The organism is Streptomyces sp. ISL-87, from assembly GCF_018614095.1.
GTDB lineage: Bacteria > Actinomycetota > Actinomycetes > Streptomycetales > Streptomycetaceae > Streptomyces.
The window spans coordinates 97,391-117,257 of sequence record NZ_JAGGOY010000024.1 but is presented as its reverse complement, the minus strand read 5'-3'; the positions used below and the strand labels follow the sequence as shown (position 1 = coordinate 117,257).

Below are 19,867 nucleotides of genomic sequence, written 5' to 3'. Positions count from 1 at the left end.
CTTCATCAGACTCCTAGGCCGCCTCTTCAGCGGGCCGTCGCGCCGGTCACGTCAGCGACCCCCTCGCGCCTGTCACGTCAGCGGGCCGTCACGCCGGTCACGTCAGCGGCCCGTCGCGCCGGTCACGTCAGCGGCCCGTCGTGCCGGCCAGGCTAACGGCCCGTCGTGCCCGTCACGCCGGCGCCGGGAGGCCGAGCCGCGCTTCCTCGGCGGTGGCCGCCGCGAGGACGCTGTCCAGGAGTCCCGGGAAGAGGGCGTCCAGGTCGCCGCGGCGCAGGCCGTTCATCTTGGCCGTGCCGCGGTAGATCTGGCGTACGACACCGCATTCGCGCAGTACGCGGAAGTGGTGGGTGGTCGTGGACTTGGTGACCGGCAGCACGAATTCCGAGCAGGACAACTCGGAGCCCGCGCCGGCGAGTTCACGGACGATGGAGAGCCGCATCGGGTCGGAGAGGGCGTGCAGCACGCCCTCCAGCCGGATCTCGGCGGACTCGGGGTGGGCGAGCGCACGGGTGGTGGGGGCCTGATCCGACATCCGCTCCTCCGCTCACTCGGCTCTGCTGGACCTCTGCCAATGATGTACGAGGACCATCGTAGGACACGCCTGGGCAGGTGTACTCGCTACCAGGCGCGGTGGTACTGGGTGGGCGTGCGGAGCTCCCCGCCCAGTTCGGCGGCCGCGCGGCGGGCCCAGTACGGGTCGCGCAGCAGCTCGCGGCCCAGCAGGACGGCGTCCGCCTCCCCGTTGGCCAGGATCTTCTCGGCCTGCTCCGGGTCGGTGATCAGCCCGACGGCGGCCACCGGGAGGCCGGTCTCGCCCTTGACCCGGGCCGCGAACGGAACTTGGTAGCCGGGGCCGACCGGGACCTTCGCGTGCGGGGAGAGACCGCCGGTGGAGACGTCGAGCAGGTCCACCCCGTGCTCCAGGAGCAGACCGGCCAGCCGGACCGTCTCGTCGGCGGTCCAGCCCTCCCCCTCCAGCCAGTCGGTGGCGGAGATCCGGAAGAACAGCGGGAGTTCGGCGGGCCACACCGCGCGTACGGCGTCCACGACTTCGAGGGGGAAGCGGGTGCGGTTCTCGAAGGAGCCGCCGTACTCGTCGGTGCGCTTGTTGCTGTCCGGGGAGAGGAACTGGCCGATGAGGTAGCCGTGTGCGCCGTGGATCTCCACCACTTCGTAGCCGGCGGCCAGCGCGCGCTCGGCGGCGGCCGCGAACTGGCCGGTGATCTCGCGGATCTCATCCACCGTCAGTTCGTGTGGCACCGGGTCGCCTTCGTGGAACGGCACCGCGCTCGGGGCGCTCGGCAGCCAGCCGTGCGCCTCGGGTCCGACCCACCGGCCACCCTTCCACGGGCGCTCGGTGGAGGCCTTGCGGCCGGCGTGCCCGATCTGGATGCCGGGGACGGCGCCCTGCGCCTTGACGAAGGCGGTTATCGGGCGCAGCGCCTCCACCTGGGCGTCGTTCCAGATGCCGAGGTCGTACGGGGAAATCCGGCCCTCCGGGGAGACGGCGGTGGCCTCCTGGATGATCAGGCCGGTGCCCCCGACGGCGCGGGCCGCGTAGTGCGCGAAGTGCCACTCGTGCGCCACGCCCGCGTTGGGGCCGAAGGCCTCGGCGCTGTACTGGCACATCGGGGCCATCCACACACGGTTCGGGATGGTCACCGACCGCAGGGTGTACGGGGTGAACAGGGCCGCGAAGGAAGCAGGGGCAGCACTCATGAGGGCTCTCCAGACGTCACCGGGCGCGCCGAGGACCGGCGGCTAAGTACGAGAGTCACCGTACTACGAATTTCCTCGTACTACGATACCTCTCGTACTACGGCGTCTCTCGTACTACGTCACCTCATGTACAAGGGCGTCGAGCTCGGCGCGCAGCGCCCCGGCCAGGGCCGCCAGGTCCGGTACGGAGGCCGCGTCGGCGACCAGGCCGTAGTGGACCGTGCCCTTGTACGTGGAGACCGCGACGGCCAGCGACTGGCCGGGGGCCAGCGGAGCGAGCGGGTAGACCTCGCGGACCCGGCTGCCGCCGAGGGTGAAGGTGAGGCCGGGCAGCGGGACGCTGGTGACCAGGATGTCGTAGAGCAGCCGGGCGGCCTGGGCGACCAGCGGGCCGCCGAGGCGGTGGCCGAGCGGGTGGACGTGGTCGGCGAGCAGGGCGACCGCCCCGGCGCCGCGCGCCGGTCCGGCCTCCTTGTTGCGGTCCATGCCGGTGCGTACGGCGGCCAGGCGGCGCAGCGGGTCGCTCTCGGCGAGCGGGAGCCGCAGCAGGTAGCCGGAGAGCCGGTTCCCGGCGCCGGGGGCGGCTCCGGGTCTGCGGCGGGAGACGGGTATCAGGGCGCGCGGGCCGGCACCCAGCGGCTCGGGGTCGCCGCGGCCGGCCAGCCAGCGCCGCAGGGCGCCGGCGACCAGGGCGATCAGCACGTCGTTGACGGTGCCGCCGACGGCCTTGCGGATGAGGTTGACCTCGTCGAGGTCGAGGGCGAGCCCGGTGACGCTACGGGTGCCCGCGGCCGGGCCGGCCGCCAGCGCCGCCGGAACGCCCAGGGGCAGCCCGGCGCGGGCCACGGCGGCGCCGATCTCCAGGGCCTGGCCGAGGTCCTGGACGCGCGAGGCGAGGACCCCGGGCAGCCGGCGCAGGGCGGATCCGGGGCTGTCGCCCTGTTCCGGGAGCCGCCGTGCCGGCTCCCGCGGGGGCAGGGCGTCGTCGAAGAGGCCGGCCGCGAGGGCGAGCGCGCCCAGCCCGTCGGCGAGCGCGTGGTGGAACTTGAACAGCACCGCGAAGGAGTCCGGGCCGGGGCCCGCCAGCACATGCGCCTCCCAGGGCGGCCGGGCCCGGTCCAGCGGCCGGGCCATCAGCGGGCCGGCCGCCGCATGGGGATCGGCCGCGGCCGGGTCTGCCGCGCCGGCCCCGGTGAGGAAGACGTGGCGGGCCGGATCGAAGTCCGCGTCCGGCGACCAGACGGCCGCGCCGAACGGGAAGAGCACATCATGGATCCGGCGGCGCAGACCCGGCAGGGCGGCGCAGCGGGCGGCGAGCAGTTCGGCGGCGCGGGCGGCGGCGTCGGGCGAGGCGGCTTCGAAGACGGCGAGCGCACCGAGGTGCATGGGGTGGGCGGCGGATTCGATCCGCCAGAAGGCTAGGTCGAGCGGGGACAGGGGCTCGGTGGCCACATAGTGCCTCTCGCGTGCGGTGACTGAGGCTGGAAGTCAACCGTCATCATCCTCCTACGATCAAGTAGCCGACCGTTTCAAGCACGTGTCGATCAATGACGATCGACTGTTCAGGGCACGCGTGGCGCCCGCCGGGCCGCTGTCAGTGGGGAGGTGCAGACTGGCCGGAAGGTGCCGTATCGAAAGTCCGCCGTAGAGGACAACGACGTCCGGAGGTGTCGGCCATGACCGACGTGCTACTGCTTGCAGGAACCCGCAAGGGGCTCTTCATCGGCCGGCGCGGCGCCGACGGCCTCTGGGAGTTCGACGGGCCGCACTTCAACGCCCAGGCCGTGTACGCGGTCGCGATCGACGGGCGCGGCCCGGCGCCCCGGCTGCTGGTCGCGGGGGACAGCTCGCACTGGGGGCCGTCCGTCTTCAGCTCCGACGACCTGGGCGCGACCTGGCGGGAGCCCGCGGCGCCCGCCGTGAAGTTCCCGGAGGACACCGGCGCCTCGGTGGAGCGGGTCTGGCAGCTGCATCCGGCCGGGCCCGAGGCCCCGGACGTGGTGTACGCGGGCACGGAGCCGGCCGCGCTGTTCCGCTCGGCGGACCGCGGCGAGTCCTTCGAGCTGATCCGCCCGCTGTGGGAGCACCCGACCCGCAAGAGCTGGATGCCGGGCGGCGGCGGCGAGGGCCTGCACACGGTGGTCACGGACCCCGCCGACCCGGACGCGGTGACGGTGGCCGTCTCCAGCGCCGGAGTGTTCCGGACCAAGGACGGCGGGGCCAGCTGGGCGCCGTCCAACCACGGGGTCTCGGCGGTGTTCCTGCCGGATCCGCATCCCGAGTTCGGCCAGTGCGTGCACAAGATCGCCCAGGACGCCGGGGACACGGACCGGCTGTATCTGCAGAACCACTGGGGCGTCTACCGCAGCGACGACGCGGGGGCCGAGTGGACCGACATCGGCGCCGGACTGCCCTCCGACTTCGGTTTCGCCGTGGCCGCCCACCCGCACCGGCCGGACACCGCGTACGTCTTCCCGCTCAACGCCGACTCCGACCGGGTCCCGGCCGAGCACCGCTGCCGGGTCTTCCGCACCCGGGATGCGGGCGCCAGCTGGGAGCCGCTGTCGAAGGGGCTGCCCGCCGGGGACCACTACGGGACGGTGCTGCGCGACGCGCTGTGCACGGACGACGCGGACCCGGCGGGGATCTATTTCGGCAACCGCAACGGCGAGTTGTACGCGAGCCACGACGACGGTGACAGCTGGCAGTTGCTGGCCGAGCACCTGCCGGACGTGCTGTGTGTACGGGCGGCCGTACTGGCGTGACGGCGGGGCGGCGTGAGCCAGTAGAGTGATCCGCTGTGGCAGCACGACCGTTGAACGAGATCGTCGAGCCGGGCTGGGCCCGCGCTTTGGAGCCGGTGGCGGCGCAGATCGCCGCGATGGGCGACTTCCTGCGCGCCGAGATCGCGGCGGGGAGAACGTACCTGCCGGCCGGCGCCAACGTCCTGCGCGCCTTCCAACAGCCGTTCGACGAGGTCAAGGTGCTGATCGTCGGACAGGACCCCTACCCCACCCCGGGGCACGCGACGGGCCTGTCCTTCTCGGTGGCGCCCGAGGTCAGCCCGTGGCCGCCCAGCCTGGACAACATCTTCCGCGAGCTGTACGCCGACCTCGGCGTGCCCCGTCCGGCGAACGGGGACCTGTCGCCGTGGAGCCGGCAGGGCGTCCTGCTGCTCAACCGTTCGCTGACCACCGCCCCGCGCAAGCCCAACGCCCACCGGGGCAAGGGCTGGGAGGCGGTCACCGAGCAGGCGATCCGGGCGCTGGCCGCGCGCGGCAAGCCGCTGGTGTCGGTGTTGTGGGGGCGGGACGCCCGCAATCTGCGCCCGCTGCTGGGCGAGTTGCCGGCCGTGGAGTCCGTGCACCCCTCCCCCATGTCCGCCGACAACGGATTCTTCGGCTCCAGGCCGTTCAGCAGGACGAACGACCTGCTGGTGCGCCAGGGAGCGCAGCCGGTGGACTGGCGCCTGCCCTGTGCCGGATAAATGCGGACAGATGCCGCCCGAATGGGCCCTGCCCGAACACTCGGTTCCGATAAGCCAGTAGCATGCGGCGCCATGAGCTCCCCCACTGGGCCCGCAAATGGCCTGCCCGTACGAATGCCGCGACCCCGCCAGACCGGACGGCACCGCCGGCCCGAGCCCGCGGTGGCGCCCGAGGGCGCGCCCGCGCTGGTGCTCGCCGTGCCCGGTGCCCCCTCGGCCGCCTCGCGGGGGCTCGCGGAAGAGATCATCAGCATCGGCCGCTCCGAGCTGCCGGGTCTGGACGCCCGCATCGGCTTCCTCGAAGGTGACGACGACACCGAGTTCCCGTCGCTGTCCGGCGTGCTGACCGCCGTCGCGCAGGAGCGTGCCGCGCGTGCGGAGTTCGCCCGCGCCGCCGGCCACGAGGTGCCCGCGCCGACCGGCCCGGACGCCGTGGTCGTGCCCCTGCTCGCCGGTCCGGACGCCGATCTGCTGCGCCGCTTCCGCCAGGCCCTGATGGACTCCCCGGCCGCCGCCGAGCTGGCCGACGTACTCGGCCCGCACCCGCTGCTGGCCGAGGGCCTGCACGTACGCCTGTCCGAGGCGGGTCTGGCCCGCGCCGACCGCGCCCGGCTGTTCACCGTCACCACCGCCGCCGACGGCATCGTCGTGGCCACCACCGGCGGCGAGGAGGCCGTCCAGGCCGCCGCGGTCACCGGCATGCTGCTGGCCGCCCGCCTCGCGGTGCCCGTAAAGGCGGCCGCGCTGGACCAGGAGGGCTCGGTGGCCGCGGTCGCCGAGCAGCTGCGCCTGGAAGGCTCGACGCAGCTCGCGCTGGCGCCGTACCTGATCGGGCCGGAGGCCGCCGAGGGGCTGCTGGACACCGCGTGCAAGGAGGCCGACTGCGCCGCCGCCGAGGTGCTGGGCGCGTACCCGGCGCTCGGCAAGCTCGCCGTCGCGCAGTACTCCGCGGCCCTCGGGATCACCCAGGGTGCCGCCACGAACTGACCCGCTCACGACACGCTACGAGGGCCCGCGCCCGGGATCTTCCGATTCTGGGCGCGGGCCCTCGTACGAGCCGGGCCGGACCGGCGGCCAGCGGCGCCGGGCGTCAGCCGTCAGCCGTCAGCCGAAGACCACGCAGGTCGCGGCGGGCACCGCCACCGAGCCCGCCCGGCGCGGCTGCCCGGTCAGCGGGTCGACGTCGAACCAGGTGACGTCCCCGGAACGCTCGTTGGCCGCGTACAGCCGGCGCCCCGAGGGGTCGGCGGCGAGATCGCGCGGCCAGCTGCCCCCGCACCCCACGGTGCCGGTGAGCTCCGGCTTCTCCGCCCCGCCCGCGAGCGAGAGGGTGGCGATGGTATCGGCACCGCGGATGGCGACCCAGACGAAGCGCCCGTCGCGCGAGGCGACGATCGCCGAGGGGTAGGCCCGTGCAGCCCCTGGATGGCCCCCTGAGGCGACCGGGACCTCACCGAGGATTTCCAGGTGTCCGCTCCCCGGATTCCAGCGGCAGACGGTCAGCTGCGGCTCCAGCTCGTGCAGGACGTAGGCCACCCGGCCCTCGGGGTGGAAGGCGAGGTGGCGCGGCCCGGTCCCGGCGCGCAGCGCGGTCTCGGAGTGGACCCGGAGGGCAGCGGTGGCCGGGTCCGGCGCGCAGACCCGTACCGAATCGGTGCCGAGGTCCACGCTGAGCACCCAGCGGCCGGTGGGGTCGGGCAGCGCCTGGTGGGCGTGCGGGCCCTCCTGCCGGTCGGCGTCGGGTCCCGAGCCCCGGTGCGCAAGGACCGAGGCGGGCCCCTCGATGCTGCCGTCGGCGGCGAGCGGGAGGACGCTGACGCTGCCGGAGGTGTAGTTGGCGGTGATCAGCCGGCGCCCGGCGACGCTGAGATGGGTGGGGCCGGCGCCGCCGACGTGGACGGCCGTGCCCAGCGGGACGAGTCCCTCGCCTGCGGTCCGGAAGACGCCGACCGCGCCCTGGCCGGTCTCGCTCACCGCGTAGAGCACCCCGGTGCGGCGGTCGTGGGCGAGGTACGAGGGGTCCCGGACGGCGTCGGTGGCCGCGAGCGGGGTCAGCGCGCCGGTGAGCGGATCCGCGGCCGCGGTGGTGATGCCGCGGCCGCCCCCCGAGGTGAACGAGCCGATGTAGGCCCGGTGTCCGCCGCCTTGGTCCGTGCTGTCGGCGCCGCCCACAGGATGCCCCTCTCCCTACCCGTCCCGGATCCGTCCTGAGCGACGTTAACAGAAGGTCTAGACCAAATCCCGTCCTTGGGCCCTTTCTTGTGCGCCCTCGTGGTGTACGTACGCCGTCGAGCTCTGCCGGTCCTCGTACGTGCGGTGGAAGACCGGGGTCGCGGAGCCGGAGATCGGCGGCACGATCCAGGACCAGTCGGCCCCCACCTCGCGCCCCTTGCGCTCCTCCCTTTCCATGTGACTGAGGAAGCGCCGCGACTCGGTGTGGTGGTCGGCGATGGTGACCCCGGCCCGGTCGAACGAGTGCAGCACCGCCCGGTTGAGCTCGACCAGCGCACGGTCCTTCCAGAGCGAGCGGTCGCTGGAGGTGTCCAGTCCGAGGCGGCGGGCCACGGCGGGGAGAAGGTTGTACCGGTCGGTGTCGGCGAGGTTGCGGGCGCCGATCTCGGTGCCCATGTACCAGCCGTTGAAGGGGGCGGCCGGGTAGTGGATGCCGCCGATCTCCAGGCACATGTTGGAGATGGCGGGCACGGCGTGCCAGCGCAGGCCCCAGTCCGCCCATCCGTCGCCGTCAGGATGCTCGATCGGCACTTCCAGCACGGCGTCGGCGGGGGTGTCGAACCACCGGGGCTTGTCATCCACGCCCTGGACGACCAGGGGGAGGAGGTCGAAGGGAGTGCCGGCGCCGCCGGCCCAGCCGAGGCCGAGCAGGGCCCGTGTGAGGGGGGCGTTGCGGGCGTCGCCGACCGTTATGGAGGGGTGGTCGCCGTAGCCGGCGTACCGGACCAGCTGCTCGCTCCAGATCAGCGGGCCGGGGCGGTCCGGGGTGTCGGGGGCGAAGACGGTGATCGTGGGGCGGACCCTGCCGCCGTTGGTCGCCTCACGCAGGTGCTCGAAGCACTCGGCGGCGATCTCGTCGGATTCGGTGAGCCCGCGGCGGTCGCGGACCCGCAGCGAGCTCCAATAGAGCCTGCCTATGCAGCGGTTGCTGTTGCGCCAGGCCACTCGGGCTCCGTGGACCAGCTCCTGCGGGGTGTGCCGATAGGTTCCGGTCTCCGCGAGCTCGGCCCGTACGGCGGCGAGCCGGGCACGCGGATCACCGGCCTCCGCGTTCTCCCGGTGGAAGAGCCGGATGAACTCCTCGGCCGCTTCCCATACTTGAGCGGTGATCGACTGCCGTTGCAGTATTTCCATTCCGGGCGGTTACCCCCTGTCCGGCCAGATCCACCCTGTACATGCCGGATGAATGTGCAGTGAACAATCACCCGTTGTACATGCCGCAGGTCAGCAGCGTGACGATGGCCAGCACGGAACACTCCACCGTGTGATCTTCACGGATTGGCCTGCGGCGAGGACCTGACGGGCCGTAGCATTCGCCGCAACGCTCAGGGGTAACCGGTCCCGTCAGGCGGGGAGCAGCGGGGACCGGGGGTCGGTGCGCAGCGGGGTCGCAAGGGCTGCGAGGGCGTGCTCCAGGCCGTGCAGGTGGGCCAGGGCGGGTTCGGCGGCGACCGGGTGGGGGGCGGGCGGAGTGTTGAGTTCCGCCGTGCCCCGCGGGGCGGTCAGCGCCTCGACGGCTGCCTCCACGCGCCAGCACGCGGCGGCCAGCCGGGCGTCGTGCGAGGCCTGCGGATCCGCGGCCACGACCACCAGCCCGCGGACCTCCCGGGCGCAGTCGTCGAGCAGGCCGAGGACCTGCCGGGCCCGGGCCTTGCGGGCGCGCAGCGGGCTCAGCGGGTGGACGAGGGGCGCGAGGGCCATCCGTACCCGGCCCAGCAGCAGTTCGAGCTCGGCGGCGTGCGGGGCGGGATCGGCCTCGGGGTCGCCGGCGAGGCGGTCGAGGGCGGCGGCGGTGGATGCCCGTACGCAGTGCAGGGCGCGCTGGATCCAGGCGTCGTTGGCGGCGTGGGTGGTCACCGGGAGGACGATCACGACGGCGAGGGCCGCGCCCAGCGCGCCGACCGCGGTCTCCTCGAAGCGCAGGAGCAGCAGTCCGGGATGGAGTACGCCGAGCAGCCCGTACAGCAGTCCGGCCATGACGGTCACGAAGAACATCATCCAGGAGTACGACGGCGCGGCGGTGTAGAAGATGCCGAAGACGCATACGGCGACCAGCGCGGCGGTGGGCGCGGGCGCGCCGTGCAGCGGGACGGCGATGAGCAGTCCCGCGGCGATCCCGATCACGGTGCCGAGGACCCGCCTGAATCCCCGCACCAGGGTCTCCCCGCGGGAGGTGGTGTTGACGAACACCCACCAGGCGGTGCCGACCGCCCAGTACCAGCGGTCCTCGGAGAGCACCTGGCCGATGGCGAGCGCGAAGGCGCAGGCGGCGGTGGCCTGGAAGGCCTGCCGGGTGGTGGGCCGCGCCAGCCCGGTCCCGGGGAGCCCGGGCGGGGCGGCGGCGGGCGGGGTCCGCCGCTCGATGGGCCACAGCACGAACCGAACGGCGCCGGCCGAGGCGAGCGCCAGCCCGACGGCGGCGTACAGCTCGGGCAGCTGACCGGGGACGGCGTGCAGGAACTGGGTAACGAAGAACATCATGAAGCCGAAGATCCCGAGCGCGTGCCCGCGCGGCCCCCAGCGGCGGGCGTAGACCCCGGCGAAGACGATGGCGAGGAAGGCGGCGTCGCGGGCGAGCGGCACCCCGTGCAGGGTGGTGGCCAGGGCCAGGACGGGGAAACCGGCGGCGGGCAGCAGGGCAGTGGTCACCCGCTGCGCGCGGACGCTGGAGTCGACGACGGTGAAGAGGGCGAGCAGGGCCGCCAGTCCCCCGGTGATGGAAGCGGTGAGGGAGAGCCCGCAGGACTCGGCGACGGTGACGGCGAGCGCGACGCCCATCACCGCTCGCAGCGAGTTCCTGAGTCTCATACGCCCCGGATCCGGAGCCACGAACATCCTCTTCACGGCGGTGTGCCGCCCCCCTTACGACGGTGCGCGCCGTCCCCGCGTCCGCCCGGGGTGGTGGGCGGCAGGCAGGCACGGCGAAGGCACCGCGGTCCGGACCGGCCTCATTGCCGTCCGGCGCTGCGCGGCGCCGAAAGTACATGGATGCGACACAGATAAACACCTGCCAGCCCAATGGCTCAACTCGGCGCCGCCGCACTGTGCCATTGGCTCAGCCGCGTGGCCAGTCTCTCGGCCAGAGGGAGGCCAACGGGCCAGGGCGGCGGGGAGGGGCCGTCACTCGGCGTGGTCCTGGGCGCCATCGCCGGCGCGGCGGACCCGGGCGAGGACGAGGACCGTGTCGTCGGTCGCGGTGTCGGGCAGCAGGTTCGAGAGGATGCGGTCCGCCGCCTCCTCCAGCGAGCCCAGGGGGCCGCGCAGCTGCTCGCGCAGGGCGTCCATGCCCGTGTCGATGTCCTGGCCCCGCGCCTCGATGAGGCCGTCGGTGTAGAGGGCCACGGTGGCGCCCTCGGGGATCTCCGCCTCGATCGACTCGAAGGCCACGCCGCCCACCCCCAGGGGGACGCCCAGCACATCGCCGATGGTGTCCACGGTGCGCCCGTCCTCGTGGCGGATCAGGGGCGGGGGGTGGCCGGCGCTGGCGATGCGGGCTCGGCCGGTGTGGGGGTCGTAGAGGATGTACAGGCAGGTCGCCAGCTCGATGCCGGCCTCCTGGGCGCAGGCGTCGAGTTCCGCGAGCACGGCCCCGGGGTCCCGGGTGTGCCGCGCGAGCGTCTTCGCGGTGATCCTCAGCCGGCCCATGGCCGCGGCGGCCGGGACACCGTGCCCCATGACGTCGCCGACGACGAGGGCGACCCGGTCGCCGGGCAGGTGGATCACGTCGTACCAGTCGCCGCCGACCTCGGTGACGCGGCTTCCGGGCAGGTAGCGGTGGGCGATGTCCACGTACGGGCCGGCCGCGGGTGCGTTGGGCAGGAGTGCGCGCTGGAGGGTGAGCGCGATGTCCTGGACCCGGCTGTACAGGCGCGCGTTGTCCAGGCACAGGGCGGCGCGGGAGGCGAGCTCACTCGCGAGGCTGAGGTCCTGCTCGGTGAAGGCGGGGCGGGCTGCCGAGCGGCCGAACATGGTGATGCCCTGGACCGTGCCGCGCGCGATGAGCGGGGCGATGAGGATGCAGGCCAGGCCGCTGTCCAGGAGCAGCTGCGCGCGTTCCTGGTGGATGACGGTGCGGGTCACGAACTCCTCGTTCACGGGGACCCAGAGCGGGCGGCCGGTGCTGAGCATCTGGTGGATGCTGGAGCCCGGCGGGTACCTCACCTGTTCGAGGCCGCTGACGAGTTCGACGGCGGGAGCGGCGAGCGTGGTGCCGGCCGCGATCCGCCGGGTGAACAGGGGCAGGCTCGGGTCGAACTCCGCGCTCTCGTCCATCCACTCCACGAGTTCCACGACGGAGCCGTCGCAGAAGTCCGGCACCACCGCCTCGACCAGCTCGCGCGCGGTGGTGTTCAGGTCCAGGGTGGTGCCGATGCGGGCGGCGGCCCGGTCCAGCAGCGCCAGCCGCTGCCGGGCGGCCGTCGCCTCCACGATGGCCAGCTCCCGGTCGGTCACGTCCACCAGCAGCCCGCCCACCCCGCGCCGGGTGTCGCCCACCCCGCTCAGCGGGAAGAAGCTCACCGACCTCACCTGGTCGCGATCCGGGTGGCCCGGGGTCCGCAGTCCCACGAGCGCGCCCACCACGGGCCGGCCCTCGTCTGCGACGCCCCGCAGCATGCGCTGGTAGGCGCCGTCGTCGGAGGTGATCATGATGTCCGCCATATGGCGTCCGAGGTGGTCGGCGAGGGGGATCCCGTCCATGTCGGCCAGCGCCTGGTTGAGGTGGACGTAGCGCAGTTCCTCGTCGAGCATGACCAGGCCGATCGGGCAGGTTTCGAAGAGGGCGTCGAGGAAGACGAGGTTGGTCTTCACCCGGTCGAGTTCGACGCCCCGGCTGGCCAGGGCCATCACCACGGAGCCGCCCTCCGCGCCGGTCACGGGGAAGACCCGGAAGCCGCAGTCGAAGACCGTTCCGTCCCGGTGCAGCGCGGGCAGCCGGACGCGCCAGTACCCGAGGGTCCGCGCGCGCTCGGTGAGGGCCTGGGCCGCGCCCGTGTCCTGCGCGGGGAAGAGGGCCGCCGCGGGGCGGGACAGTACCTCTTCGGCCTCGTGGCCGAAGAGGTACCGCGCGCCGGGCCCCCAGTAGCAGACCCGGTCCTCGTCGTCGATGCCGAACACGGCCACCGCCACGTGCTCCAGCAGGGACCCCGGTTCGGACCGGATCGGGCCGCGGTCCGCCTCGCCCCCCAGCCGGTCCGGTGGCATCGAAGGCCCCCTTCTGCGCGCGGAACGCGCCGGTGGCTGTACGGCGGCCGCGCGGCGGGCGCGGGCTGCCCCTTCAATTCTGCCTGTGATCCCCCGGCGGGACATCACGGCGGGCGAACGGGCGGCCCGTCGAGGTGCGCGGGGTTTCGCGGCTGGTGAGACTGGACCCATGACAACCAAGGCGGCACTCGAGGGCGGGCCGGACGATCTGCGGGAGCGGATCGTGCCGGTGCCCGCGCCGGGCGAGGATCTGAAGATCGCGCACCGTGGCGGATACGAGCACTTCAAAGCCACGTCGCGGGTCCAGGACGGCGGCCCGGAAGGACAGCTCCCCGTCTACGAGTGGTGGGAACGCACTGAAATCGCCGAGTAGCGGCTCGTAGCAGCCCGGGCAGCATGGCCCGGCAAGGAGGAAACGCCCGTGACCGACGACGAACCGCACGCCGAGCTGGACGAACGCTACAGCGACCGGGGGGCCACCTCCGTCCCGTGGCAGGAGGCCGTCGCGCTGCTGACGGGGGCCGAGCTGTACTGGCTGACCACCGTGCGGCCGGACGGCCGACCCCATGTGACTCCGCTGATCGGCGTCTGGGCGGACGGCGCGCTGCACTTCTGCACCGGCGGGGAGGAGCGCAAGGCGAAGAACCTGCGCACCAATCCGGCCGTGGTCGCCACCACCGGCTGCAACACCCTCCGCGACGGCTACGACGTGGTCGTCGAGGGCGATGCCGTGCGGGTCGAGGACGAGCCGCGACTGCGGGCGCTCGCCCGGGCGTGGGAGGCGAAGTACGGGGCCGAATGGCACTTCGACGTCCAGGACGGGGCGTTCGTCAACCCCGAGGCGGGGCAGGCGCTGGTTTTCGCGGTCGCCCCGCGCACGGCTTTCGGCTTCGGCAAGGGCGGGTCGTACAGCCAGACGCGCTGGCGGTTCTGACGCCCGCGGGCTGGGGTGGGGGCTGGGGCTCGGACTCGGACTCGGACTCGGACTGCGACTGGGACCGGGGGCAGGAATCGGCCCGTGCCGAGCCCTGCGGAAATCGGCTGGTAACGGGCCTGCTCGCGACCTAGCATGGCCCGCCGTGCCTAATCATGAACAGATCATCAAGCAGGCCCTGGGTCGGATCGACGCAGGGTACGTCTTCCCCGAGAAGGCCGTGGACATCGACGCCGCGATCCGGCGTCGGCTCGCGGCCGGCGAGTACGACGGCCTGGACGGGCCGGCGCTGTGCGAGACGGTCACCGCCCACCTCCAGGAGGTGTGCCCGGACAAGCACCTGCGGCTGCTTTGGGTCGAGGAGCCGCAGTCGCTGGAGCCGGAGGACCAGGACGCCGGGCGCGCCGCGTTCCTCGAGCTGCTCCGGGCCGAGAACCAGGGCGTGCGCCGTGTCGAGCAGTTGGACGGCGGCGTAGCGCTCGTCGACATCCGCCGCATCCCGGCCGCCGACGAGGGCGCGGCCGTGGTCGGCGCCGCCATGCGACTGGCCGCCAGCAGCTCCGCCCTCGTCCTGGACCTCCGCGAATGCCGTGGCGGCGCGCCCGAGGGGGCCGCCATGTGGTGCAGCTACTTCTTCCCCGACGACCAGGTCCACCTGAACGACATCTACGACCGCGCCACCGGGACAACCCGCCAGTTCTGGACGTCCGCCCACCTGCCCGCGCCCCGCTACCTCGACCGGCCGGTGTACGTGCTCACCAGCGCGATCACCTTCTCCGGGGGCGAGGACGTCGCCTATACCCTCCAGGCGCACGGCCGGGCCATCCTCGTCGGCGAAACCACACGGGGCGGTGCCCACCCCACGGACCGGCACGCGGTCACCGAGCACATACAGGTGACCGTGCCGACCGCCCGGACCATCAGCACGGTGACCGGCGGCAACTGGGAGGGGGTCGGGGTGGTTCCCGACGTTCCCGTACCGGCCGACCAGGCTCTCGACACGGCGCTCAAGGCCATCCGGGCCACAGAGGCACGGCCTAGCAGTTGACCGTGACGAGGAGGGTGCGGGCGGCGGGCGCCGTCGGGCCGGGCAGGCGGCAGCGGTGCGGCACGTTCCCGCGGTGGTGGGCGCTCTGGCCGGCGCGCAGGGTCAGCGGCTCCTCGCCCTCGACTTCCAGGACGATCTCGCCCTCCAGCACGTAGATCTCGCCCTCCAGCACGTAGAGGAAGTCCTCTCCGGGGTGCTCGAACCAGCCGCGCTCGCCCTGCCGCGGCTCGAAGTGGTGCTCGTACGCCTCCATCAGGCCGCTGCGGCCTCCGGGAATCAGCACGCACGCCACCTGGCCCGCGGCCTCGCTGACCCGGATCACCTGGGGGTCGCTTTCGTGGCTGACCGTGCCCGGGCGGCCGGGGGGCCGCAGGAAGGTACCGGGCATCACGTCCGCAGGCATGCCGTCCGCGCGGCAATGGCCGCGGGGCGGCGCCTGCGCTACGGCGCGGCGTCGCCCTCCGTCGGCACGCACAGTACGGGGATCCGCGAGAGGTTCAGCAGTTTGTGCGGGGTGGGGCCCAGCAGGGCGCCGCGGACCGGGTGGTCGCCCCAGCTGCCGACGATGATGACCCGCGCCCCGTGGCGTTCCGCGGCGTCGAGCAGGGCCTGGGCGGGCTTCTCGTCGACCACCTCGGCCGTCGACGGCACGCCCGCCTCGTCGGCGGCGGCCACGGCCCGCGCGAGGGCGCTGCGCCCCGCCTCGCGGACGGCTTCCCGGTGGGCGCGGTACTCCTCCCCGGTGTCGCCGGGGGCAGCGGTGCCGTAGACGAGGACGAGGTGCTCGCCGAAGGCGGAGGAGACTGCGAGCGCCACGCGCAGGGCCCGTTCCGCGCCGGGCGATGCGTCGTAGCCGAGGACCACCGTCATCGCGGGCTCCTCAGGACTTCTCGCCGTGGACGAGTTCCGGGTCCACCACCCCGCGCCGCTCCTGCCAGAACCTGCCGTCGCGCACCCGCCAGAAGCACATGATGAGCACGCCGGCGACGGCGATCGCGATCCCGATGACCAGCGGCGGTCCGAGGCCGAACCAGGAGACGCCGCTCGCTGAGTTCTCCGGGTGCGACATGTCCCGGACCGACTCGACCAGCAGCCAGGTCAGCAGGCCCGCCCCGACCAGCGGGCCGACACCGATGAGCAGGAAGTTGTGCAGGCTCTCCCGCAGGTGGCGGCGGTAGTAGAGCACGCAGGCCACGCCGGTGAGCGCGTAGTAGAAGGCGATGAGCAGGGAGAGCGCGGTCAGGGAGTCGAGGAGCGCGTTCTCGCTGATCTGGTTGACGACGAGGTACCAGCCGATGGCGATGCCGGCCACCCACCAGGTGCTCACGTCCGGGGTCCGGAACCGCGGGTGGATGTGCGCGAGCGGCGGCGGCAGCGCGTGGCGGCGGGCCATGGACAGGGCGGTGCGGGAGGCGGGGATGATCGTGGTCTGGGTGGAGGCGAGTGCGGAGGTGCAGACCGCGAGGAGCACCATCCAGTCCCAGCCGCCCATGACCTCGTGCGCGAGGACGGCGAAGAGGGCCTCCTCCTCGCCCGCGTTCTCGGCGAGGAAGGTGGTCCCCGCGTAGCCGACGACGGCGAAGCCGACGGACAGGTAGGTCACGAGCAGTACGACCGTCGACCAGATGCCCGCCTTGCCGGGCGCGGTGGCGGAGTGCTCGACCTCCTCGGTGAGGTTCACCGCGGACTCCCAGCCCCAGTAGATGAACACGCCGAGCAGCAGCCCGCCGGTGAGGGCGGCGCCGCCGGCGCCGAAGGGGTTGAGCCAGTCGACGGTCGGCTCGATCGAGTCGAGGGTGCTGTTGCCGGCGTAGACGCGGTAGATGGCGACGACCGCGAAGGCCAGCAGGAAGAAGACCTGGGCGAGGATGAGCACGTCCTGGACACGGGCCGACATCTCGGTGCCGATGACGCAGACGGCGGTCATGGCCAGGATCACCACGACGGTGAGGGTCTGCCGGATCACCTCGTTCGCGGCCCAGTCGTCGAGGCCGGCGGCCAGCAGGCCGAAGTGGACGGCGACATCGGCCAGTGAACCGATCACCAGTACGCCGGTCATGGCGATCGCCCAGCCGCCGAGCCAGCCCGTCCAGGGGCCCATGGCGCGTGTCACCCACGAGAAGGTTGTTCCGCAGTCCTGGTCGACCTTGTTGAGGTAGTAGAAGGCGGCGGCGATCAGCAGCATCGGCACGAAGGACGCCAGCATCACGCCCGGCGCGTAGATCCCGGACAGTGCCACGATCGGACCGATGACGGCGGCCAGCGAGTACGCGGGTGAGGTGGAGTTCAGGCCGATGACGAGCGCGTCGAGGAACCCGATCGCGTTGGCCTTGAGCCCTGCCTCGGGGATGCCTGTCGCCGGTCCGCCGCCCGCGCCGTCCTGGGCCATACACGCATCGTCACGCACCCGGCACCTGCACGCGATGCGGAAGCCGCTCAGGGGCGGGTGTTCCAGCCGGCGATCACCGGAAGGCCGTGCTCGGTGGACAGGATGCTGACCGTGCCGGTCTGGAGCAGGAAAAGGCGGCCGTCCGCGGGCGGCAGGCCCAGGTAGCGGGCGGTCAGGACGCGCAGGAAGTGGCCGTGGGCGACGAGGACGGCGTTGCCGCGGTCCGCGCGCAGCACCGGAGCCACCCGGGCCAGAGCGCGGTCGGCACGGGCCCCGACCTGGCCCGCGCTCTCGCCGGGGTGCTCCGCGTCGCCGGGCGGGACGCCGTCGGTCCACAGCGACCAGGCCGGCCGGGTCCGCCGGATCTCGGCTGTGGTGACGCCTTCGTAGCCGCCATAGTCCCACTCGTACAGGTCGGGATCGGTGGTGCCTGCGGTCAGCCCGGCGAGCTCGGCCGTGGCCACGGCGCGGCGCAGCGGGCTGGTGAGCACCAGGGCGGGGCGCCGGTCGCGGAAGAAGGGGGCCAGCGAGACGGCCTCCTCCTCGCCATTTGCGGTCAGCGGCACATCGGTCCGCCCGGTGTGCCGTCCGTTGGCGCTCCATGCCGTCTCGCCGTGCCTCACCAGCAGCAGGTCGCTCACCCTCCGGACGATATGCCCTCTGGCACACCGGTGCCGGGGAAAACTGGCCCGGTGTGTCGCTGTGGGCGACGGGCGCGGCCACCGAATCGGTGACTCCGCTTGCGCCTGGGCCATTGGTACAGTCGCGGTATGGCGGTGGACGAGCTCGACACCCGGATCCTGCGCCTGCTGATCGAGCAGCCGCGCACCAGCGTGCGCGAGTACGCCCGACTGCTCGGCGTCGCGCGCGGCACCCTCCAGGCCCGGCTGGACCGGCTGGAACGCACCGGGGTGATCACCGGGACGGGGCCCGTACTCTCGCCGGCCGCGCTCGGACACCCGGTGCTGGCCTTCGTGCACATCGAGGTCACCCAGGGACACCTGGACGAGGTGGGCGACGCGCTGGCCGCCGTACCCGAGATCATCGAGGCCTTTTCGATCACCGGCGGCGGCGATCTGCTCACCCGGGTGGCGGCCCGGGACAACGCTCACCTCGAAGACGTGATCCAGCGGCTGATCCGGCTTCCGGGCGTGGTCCGCACCCGTACCGAGGTGGCCCTGCGCGAGCGGGTCCCGCACCGCCTGCTGCCGCTGGTCGAGGCAGTGGGACGGGCAGCGCGCAAACACTGACAAGATGGTAGAGACACGTACACGACCGGCAGGACGGGCACAACGGATGATCTCCGTGATATTCGATCTCGACGGAACCCTCGTGGACAGCGAGCCGAACTACTACGAGTCCGGACGCCGCACCCTGGAGCGGCACGGCGTCCCCGATTTCACCTGGGAGCAGCACTCCCGCTTCATCGGCATCGGCACCCTGGAAACACTGGACCTGCTCAAGAAGCAATACCGGATCCAGGCGCCGCTGGAGCAGCTGCTGGCGGAGCAGAACGCCGCCTACCTGGAGCTGGCCCGCGCCGGGACCGAGGACTTCCCCGAGATGCGGAAGTTCGTGGAGCGGCTGCACTCCGAGGGCGTTCCGATGGCGGTGGCCTCCGGCTCCTCCCGCGAGGCGATCGAGGCCGTCCTGGCCGGCACCGGGCTGGACGCGCTGCTGACGACGGTGGTCTCCGCCGAGGAGGTCGCGCACGGCAAGCCGGCCCCGGACGTGTTCCTGGAGGCGGCCCGCCGGCTCGGCTCGGACCCCGCCGACTGCGTGGTCGTCGAGGACGCGGCGCCGGGCGCGCAGGCCGCCCGCGCGGCGGGGATGGGCTGCATCGCGATCCCTTACGTGAGGGACACCGCCGTCGACGCGGCCTTCGCGGGCGTGGGTCTGCTGTTCCGGGCCGGGCAGCGGGAATTCAGCGCGGACACCGCCTACGAGTGGGTCAGCGAGCACCCGGCTGCCTGAGCCCAACTGCCCCTGAAAACTGCCTCTTCGGACCTTTCGCCGTACCTAGGGTCGTCCCGGTACAGGACAGGACAGCGGCGGAATCCCGCCGCGCCACACCGGGAGAGGCCCCATGAAGAAGAACAAACTGGCAGCCGGCGGCGCCGCGGTCGTGATGGCCGCGGGGATCGTCATCACGGCGGTCGGCTCGGCCAACGCCGCGCCGACAACCACGGACCGCATCACGTCCGTGAGCCAGCTCCACGAGAGCCTCGCGCAGGCGGTCGCACAGGAGGAGGCCCTCGGACTGCAGGGCACGATCGGCGACCCCATCGGCCGTGAGGTGCTCCAGTCGCCTGACGCGATCGACGGCTGACGGGACGGGTGAGCACCGTGGGATCCGAGCAGACAGCAGCCACACCGTCGACCTGGTGCCCCAGCGGGGAGGCCCGGGCCCCGGAGTCCGTCGTCCTCGGCGTCCGCTCGGCGGCGGACGGCCGGGTGACCTACCTCGCCGACCCGGTCCCGGCGGCGGAGGTGCTCGGCTCGATCCCCGAGGGAATCGAGCCGACGCGGGTGCTCCGGTTCGCCTCGCACTGCGTCTCCAGCTGCGTCAACCGGCGGGGCGACGACTGCGCCCTGGTGGAACGGGTCCTGGCCCTGCCGGCCGCACCCGAGGCGCGCGCGGTCCCACGGTGCCACCTGCGCTCCCAGTGCCAGTGGTGGCAGCAGACGGGCGTGGACGCCTGCCACCGCTGCCCGGCCGTCACCACGGCCACCTTCCAGGAGGACGAACTGGCCACACTGGTCGCCGACCCGTCCACGACCCCGGAACAACTGGCGGCCTGGATCGCGGCGTCCGCCTGAGGGGAAGATCTCGCCTCAGCTCCGGGTTAGTAG

Annotated in this window: 21 protein-coding genes; 10 read left to right on the top strand and 11 right to left on the bottom strand. The window is 73.0% G+C overall.

All coding sequences use genetic code 11. From position 1 onward, the window contains the following. Window positions 1-172: 172 nt before the first annotated feature. The 3 genes from J7I97_RS09520 to J7I97_RS09510 form a co-directional block, all read right to left on the bottom strand. Window positions 173-535 carry a helix-turn-helix transcriptional regulator gene (locus J7I97_RS09520; RefSeq protein WP_214932746.1) on the bottom strand — a complete coding sequence of 121 codons (363 nt, stop codon included), beginning with the start codon at window positions 533-535 and terminating at the stop codon, window positions 173-175. An 86-nt stretch (window positions 536-621) separates the two neighbouring features. Next, window positions 622-1,722 (bottom strand): NADH:flavin oxidoreductase/NADH oxidase, encoded by a 1,101-nt coding sequence (locus J7I97_RS09515; protein ID WP_214932744.1) that lies wholly within the window; start codon window positions 1,720-1,722, stop codon window positions 622-624. A 114-nt stretch (window positions 1,723-1,836) separates the two neighbouring features. Beyond that, complete coding sequence (locus J7I97_RS09510) at window positions 1,837-3,174, bottom strand: wax ester/triacylglycerol synthase family O-acyltransferase (protein WP_214932742.1); 1,338 nt, start codon at window positions 3,172-3,174, stop codon at window positions 1,837-1,839. 224 nt (window positions 3,175-3,398) lie between these two features. On the opposite strand from J7I97_RS09510, the gene J7I97_RS09505 reads away from it, so the two are divergent. From J7I97_RS09505 to J7I97_RS09495, 3 genes are all read left to right on the top strand, one after another. Further along, window positions 3,399-4,487 (top strand): sialidase family protein, encoded by a 1,089-nt coding sequence (locus J7I97_RS09505; RefSeq protein WP_214932740.1) that lies wholly within the window; start codon window positions 3,399-3,401, stop codon window positions 4,485-4,487. A gap of 35 nt (window positions 4,488-4,522) precedes the next feature. Then, the gene (locus tag J7I97_RS09500; RefSeq protein WP_214932738.1) at window positions 4,523-5,209 is read left to right on the top strand and encodes a uracil-DNA glycosylase; all 687 of its coding nucleotides are present in this window, start codon (window positions 4,523-4,525) and stop codon (window positions 5,207-5,209) included. 72 nt (window positions 5,210-5,281) lie between these two features. Continuing rightward, the gene (locus J7I97_RS09495; protein WP_214932736.1) at window positions 5,282-6,196 is read left to right on the top strand and encodes a sirohydrochlorin chelatase; all 915 of its coding nucleotides are present in this window, start codon (window positions 5,282-5,284) and stop codon (window positions 6,194-6,196) included. Between the two features lie 117 nt (window positions 6,197-6,313). On the opposite strand, the gene J7I97_RS09490 is transcribed toward J7I97_RS09495, so the two are convergent. The 4 genes from J7I97_RS09490 to J7I97_RS09475 all read right to left on the bottom strand — a co-directional run bounded on the left by J7I97_RS09490 (window position 6,314) and on the right by J7I97_RS09475 (window position 12,643). Further along, window positions 6,314-7,381: a lactonase family protein gene (locus J7I97_RS09490; protein ID WP_214932734.1), complete on the bottom strand. Its 1,068-nt coding sequence runs from the start codon at window positions 7,379-7,381 to the stop codon at window positions 6,314-6,316. Between the two features lie 57 nt (window positions 7,382-7,438). After that, the gene (locus tag J7I97_RS09485) at window positions 7,439-8,575 is read right to left on the bottom strand and encodes a nitric oxide synthase oxygenase (RefSeq protein ID WP_214932732.1); all 1,137 of its coding nucleotides are present in this window, start codon (window positions 8,573-8,575) and stop codon (window positions 7,439-7,441) included. Between the two features lie 210 nt (window positions 8,576-8,785). After that, complete coding sequence (locus J7I97_RS09480; RefSeq protein WP_214932765.1) at window positions 8,786-10,276, bottom strand: FUSC family protein; 1,491 nt, start codon at window positions 10,274-10,276, stop codon at window positions 8,786-8,788. A gap of 285 nt (window positions 10,277-10,561) precedes the next feature. Then, window positions 10,562-12,643, bottom strand: a complete 2,082-nt coding sequence (locus tag J7I97_RS09475) for a SpoIIE family protein phosphatase (protein ID WP_214932730.1) — start codon at window positions 12,641-12,643, stop codon at window positions 10,562-10,564. Window positions 12,644-12,812: 169 nt separating this feature from the next. On the opposite strand from J7I97_RS09475, the gene J7I97_RS09470 reads away from it, so the two are divergent. The 3 genes from J7I97_RS09470 to J7I97_RS09460 all read left to right on the top strand — a co-directional run bounded on the left by J7I97_RS09470 (window position 12,813) and on the right by J7I97_RS09460 (window position 14,625). Further along, window positions 12,813-13,016, top strand: a complete 204-nt coding sequence (locus tag J7I97_RS09470) for a DUF5988 family protein (RefSeq protein WP_214932728.1) — start codon at window positions 12,813-12,815, stop codon at window positions 13,014-13,016. Between the two features lie 48 nt (window positions 13,017-13,064). Further along, window positions 13,065-13,577 carry a pyridoxamine 5'-phosphate oxidase family protein gene (locus J7I97_RS09465; RefSeq protein ID WP_214932727.1) on the top strand — a complete coding sequence of 171 codons (513 nt, stop codon included), beginning with the start codon at window positions 13,065-13,067 and terminating at the stop codon, window positions 13,575-13,577. 145 nt (window positions 13,578-13,722) lie between these two features. Beyond that, on the top strand, window positions 13,723-14,625 hold the full coding sequence (locus J7I97_RS09460; RefSeq protein WP_214932725.1) for a S41 family peptidase: 903 nt from the start codon (window positions 13,723-13,725) through the stop codon (window positions 14,623-14,625). Here the strand turns inward: J7I97_RS09460 and J7I97_RS09455 are convergent. The 4 genes from J7I97_RS09455 to J7I97_RS09440 are packed head-to-tail and all read right to left on the bottom strand — an operon-like array spanning window position 14,615 to window position 17,655. Next, entirely contained in the window at window positions 14,615-15,028 is a 414-nt protein-coding gene (locus J7I97_RS09455) for a cupin domain-containing protein (RefSeq protein ID WP_251058623.1), read from the bottom strand. The genes J7I97_RS09460 and J7I97_RS09455 overlap by 11 nt on opposite strands. A 38-nt stretch (window positions 15,029-15,066) precedes the next feature. After that, complete coding sequence (locus tag J7I97_RS09450; RefSeq protein WP_214932723.1) at window positions 15,067-15,495, bottom strand: universal stress protein; 429 nt, start codon at window positions 15,493-15,495, stop codon at window positions 15,067-15,069. A gap of 10 nt (window positions 15,496-15,505) precedes the next feature. Next, window positions 15,506-17,014 carry an APC family permease gene (locus J7I97_RS09445; protein WP_214932721.1) on the bottom strand — a complete coding sequence of 503 codons (1,509 nt, stop codon included), beginning with the start codon at window positions 17,012-17,014 and terminating at the stop codon, window positions 15,506-15,508. A gap of 47 nt (window positions 17,015-17,061) precedes the next feature. Continuing rightward, window positions 17,062-17,655: a histidine phosphatase family protein gene (locus J7I97_RS09440; protein WP_214932719.1), complete on the bottom strand. Its 594-nt coding sequence runs from the start codon at window positions 17,653-17,655 to the stop codon at window positions 17,062-17,064. A gap of 129 nt (window positions 17,656-17,784) precedes the next feature. On the opposite strand from J7I97_RS09440, the gene J7I97_RS09435 reads away from it, so the two are divergent. The 4 genes from J7I97_RS09435 (at window position 17,785) to J7I97_RS09420 (ending at window position 19,834) form a co-directional block, all read left to right on the top strand. Next, entirely contained in the window at window positions 17,785-18,264 is a 480-nt protein-coding gene (locus J7I97_RS09435; protein ID WP_214932717.1) for an Lrp/AsnC family transcriptional regulator, read from the top strand. Window positions 18,265-18,310: 46 nt separating this feature from the next. Then, a complete protein-coding gene (locus tag J7I97_RS09430) occupies window positions 18,311-18,988 on the top strand; it encodes an HAD family phosphatase (protein WP_214932715.1) in 678 nt (225 codons plus the stop codon). Between the two features lie 112 nt (window positions 18,989-19,100). Continuing rightward, window positions 19,101-19,343 carry a hypothetical protein gene (locus tag J7I97_RS09425; RefSeq protein WP_214932713.1) on the top strand — a complete coding sequence of 81 codons (243 nt, stop codon included), beginning with the start codon at window positions 19,101-19,103 and terminating at the stop codon, window positions 19,341-19,343. A gap of 17 nt (window positions 19,344-19,360) precedes the next feature. Beyond that, window positions 19,361-19,834, top strand: coding sequence for a hypothetical protein (locus J7I97_RS09420; protein WP_214932711.1), 474 nt, complete (start codon window positions 19,361-19,363; stop codon window positions 19,832-19,834). The last annotated feature ends 33 nt before the right edge of the window (window positions 19,835-19,867 follow it).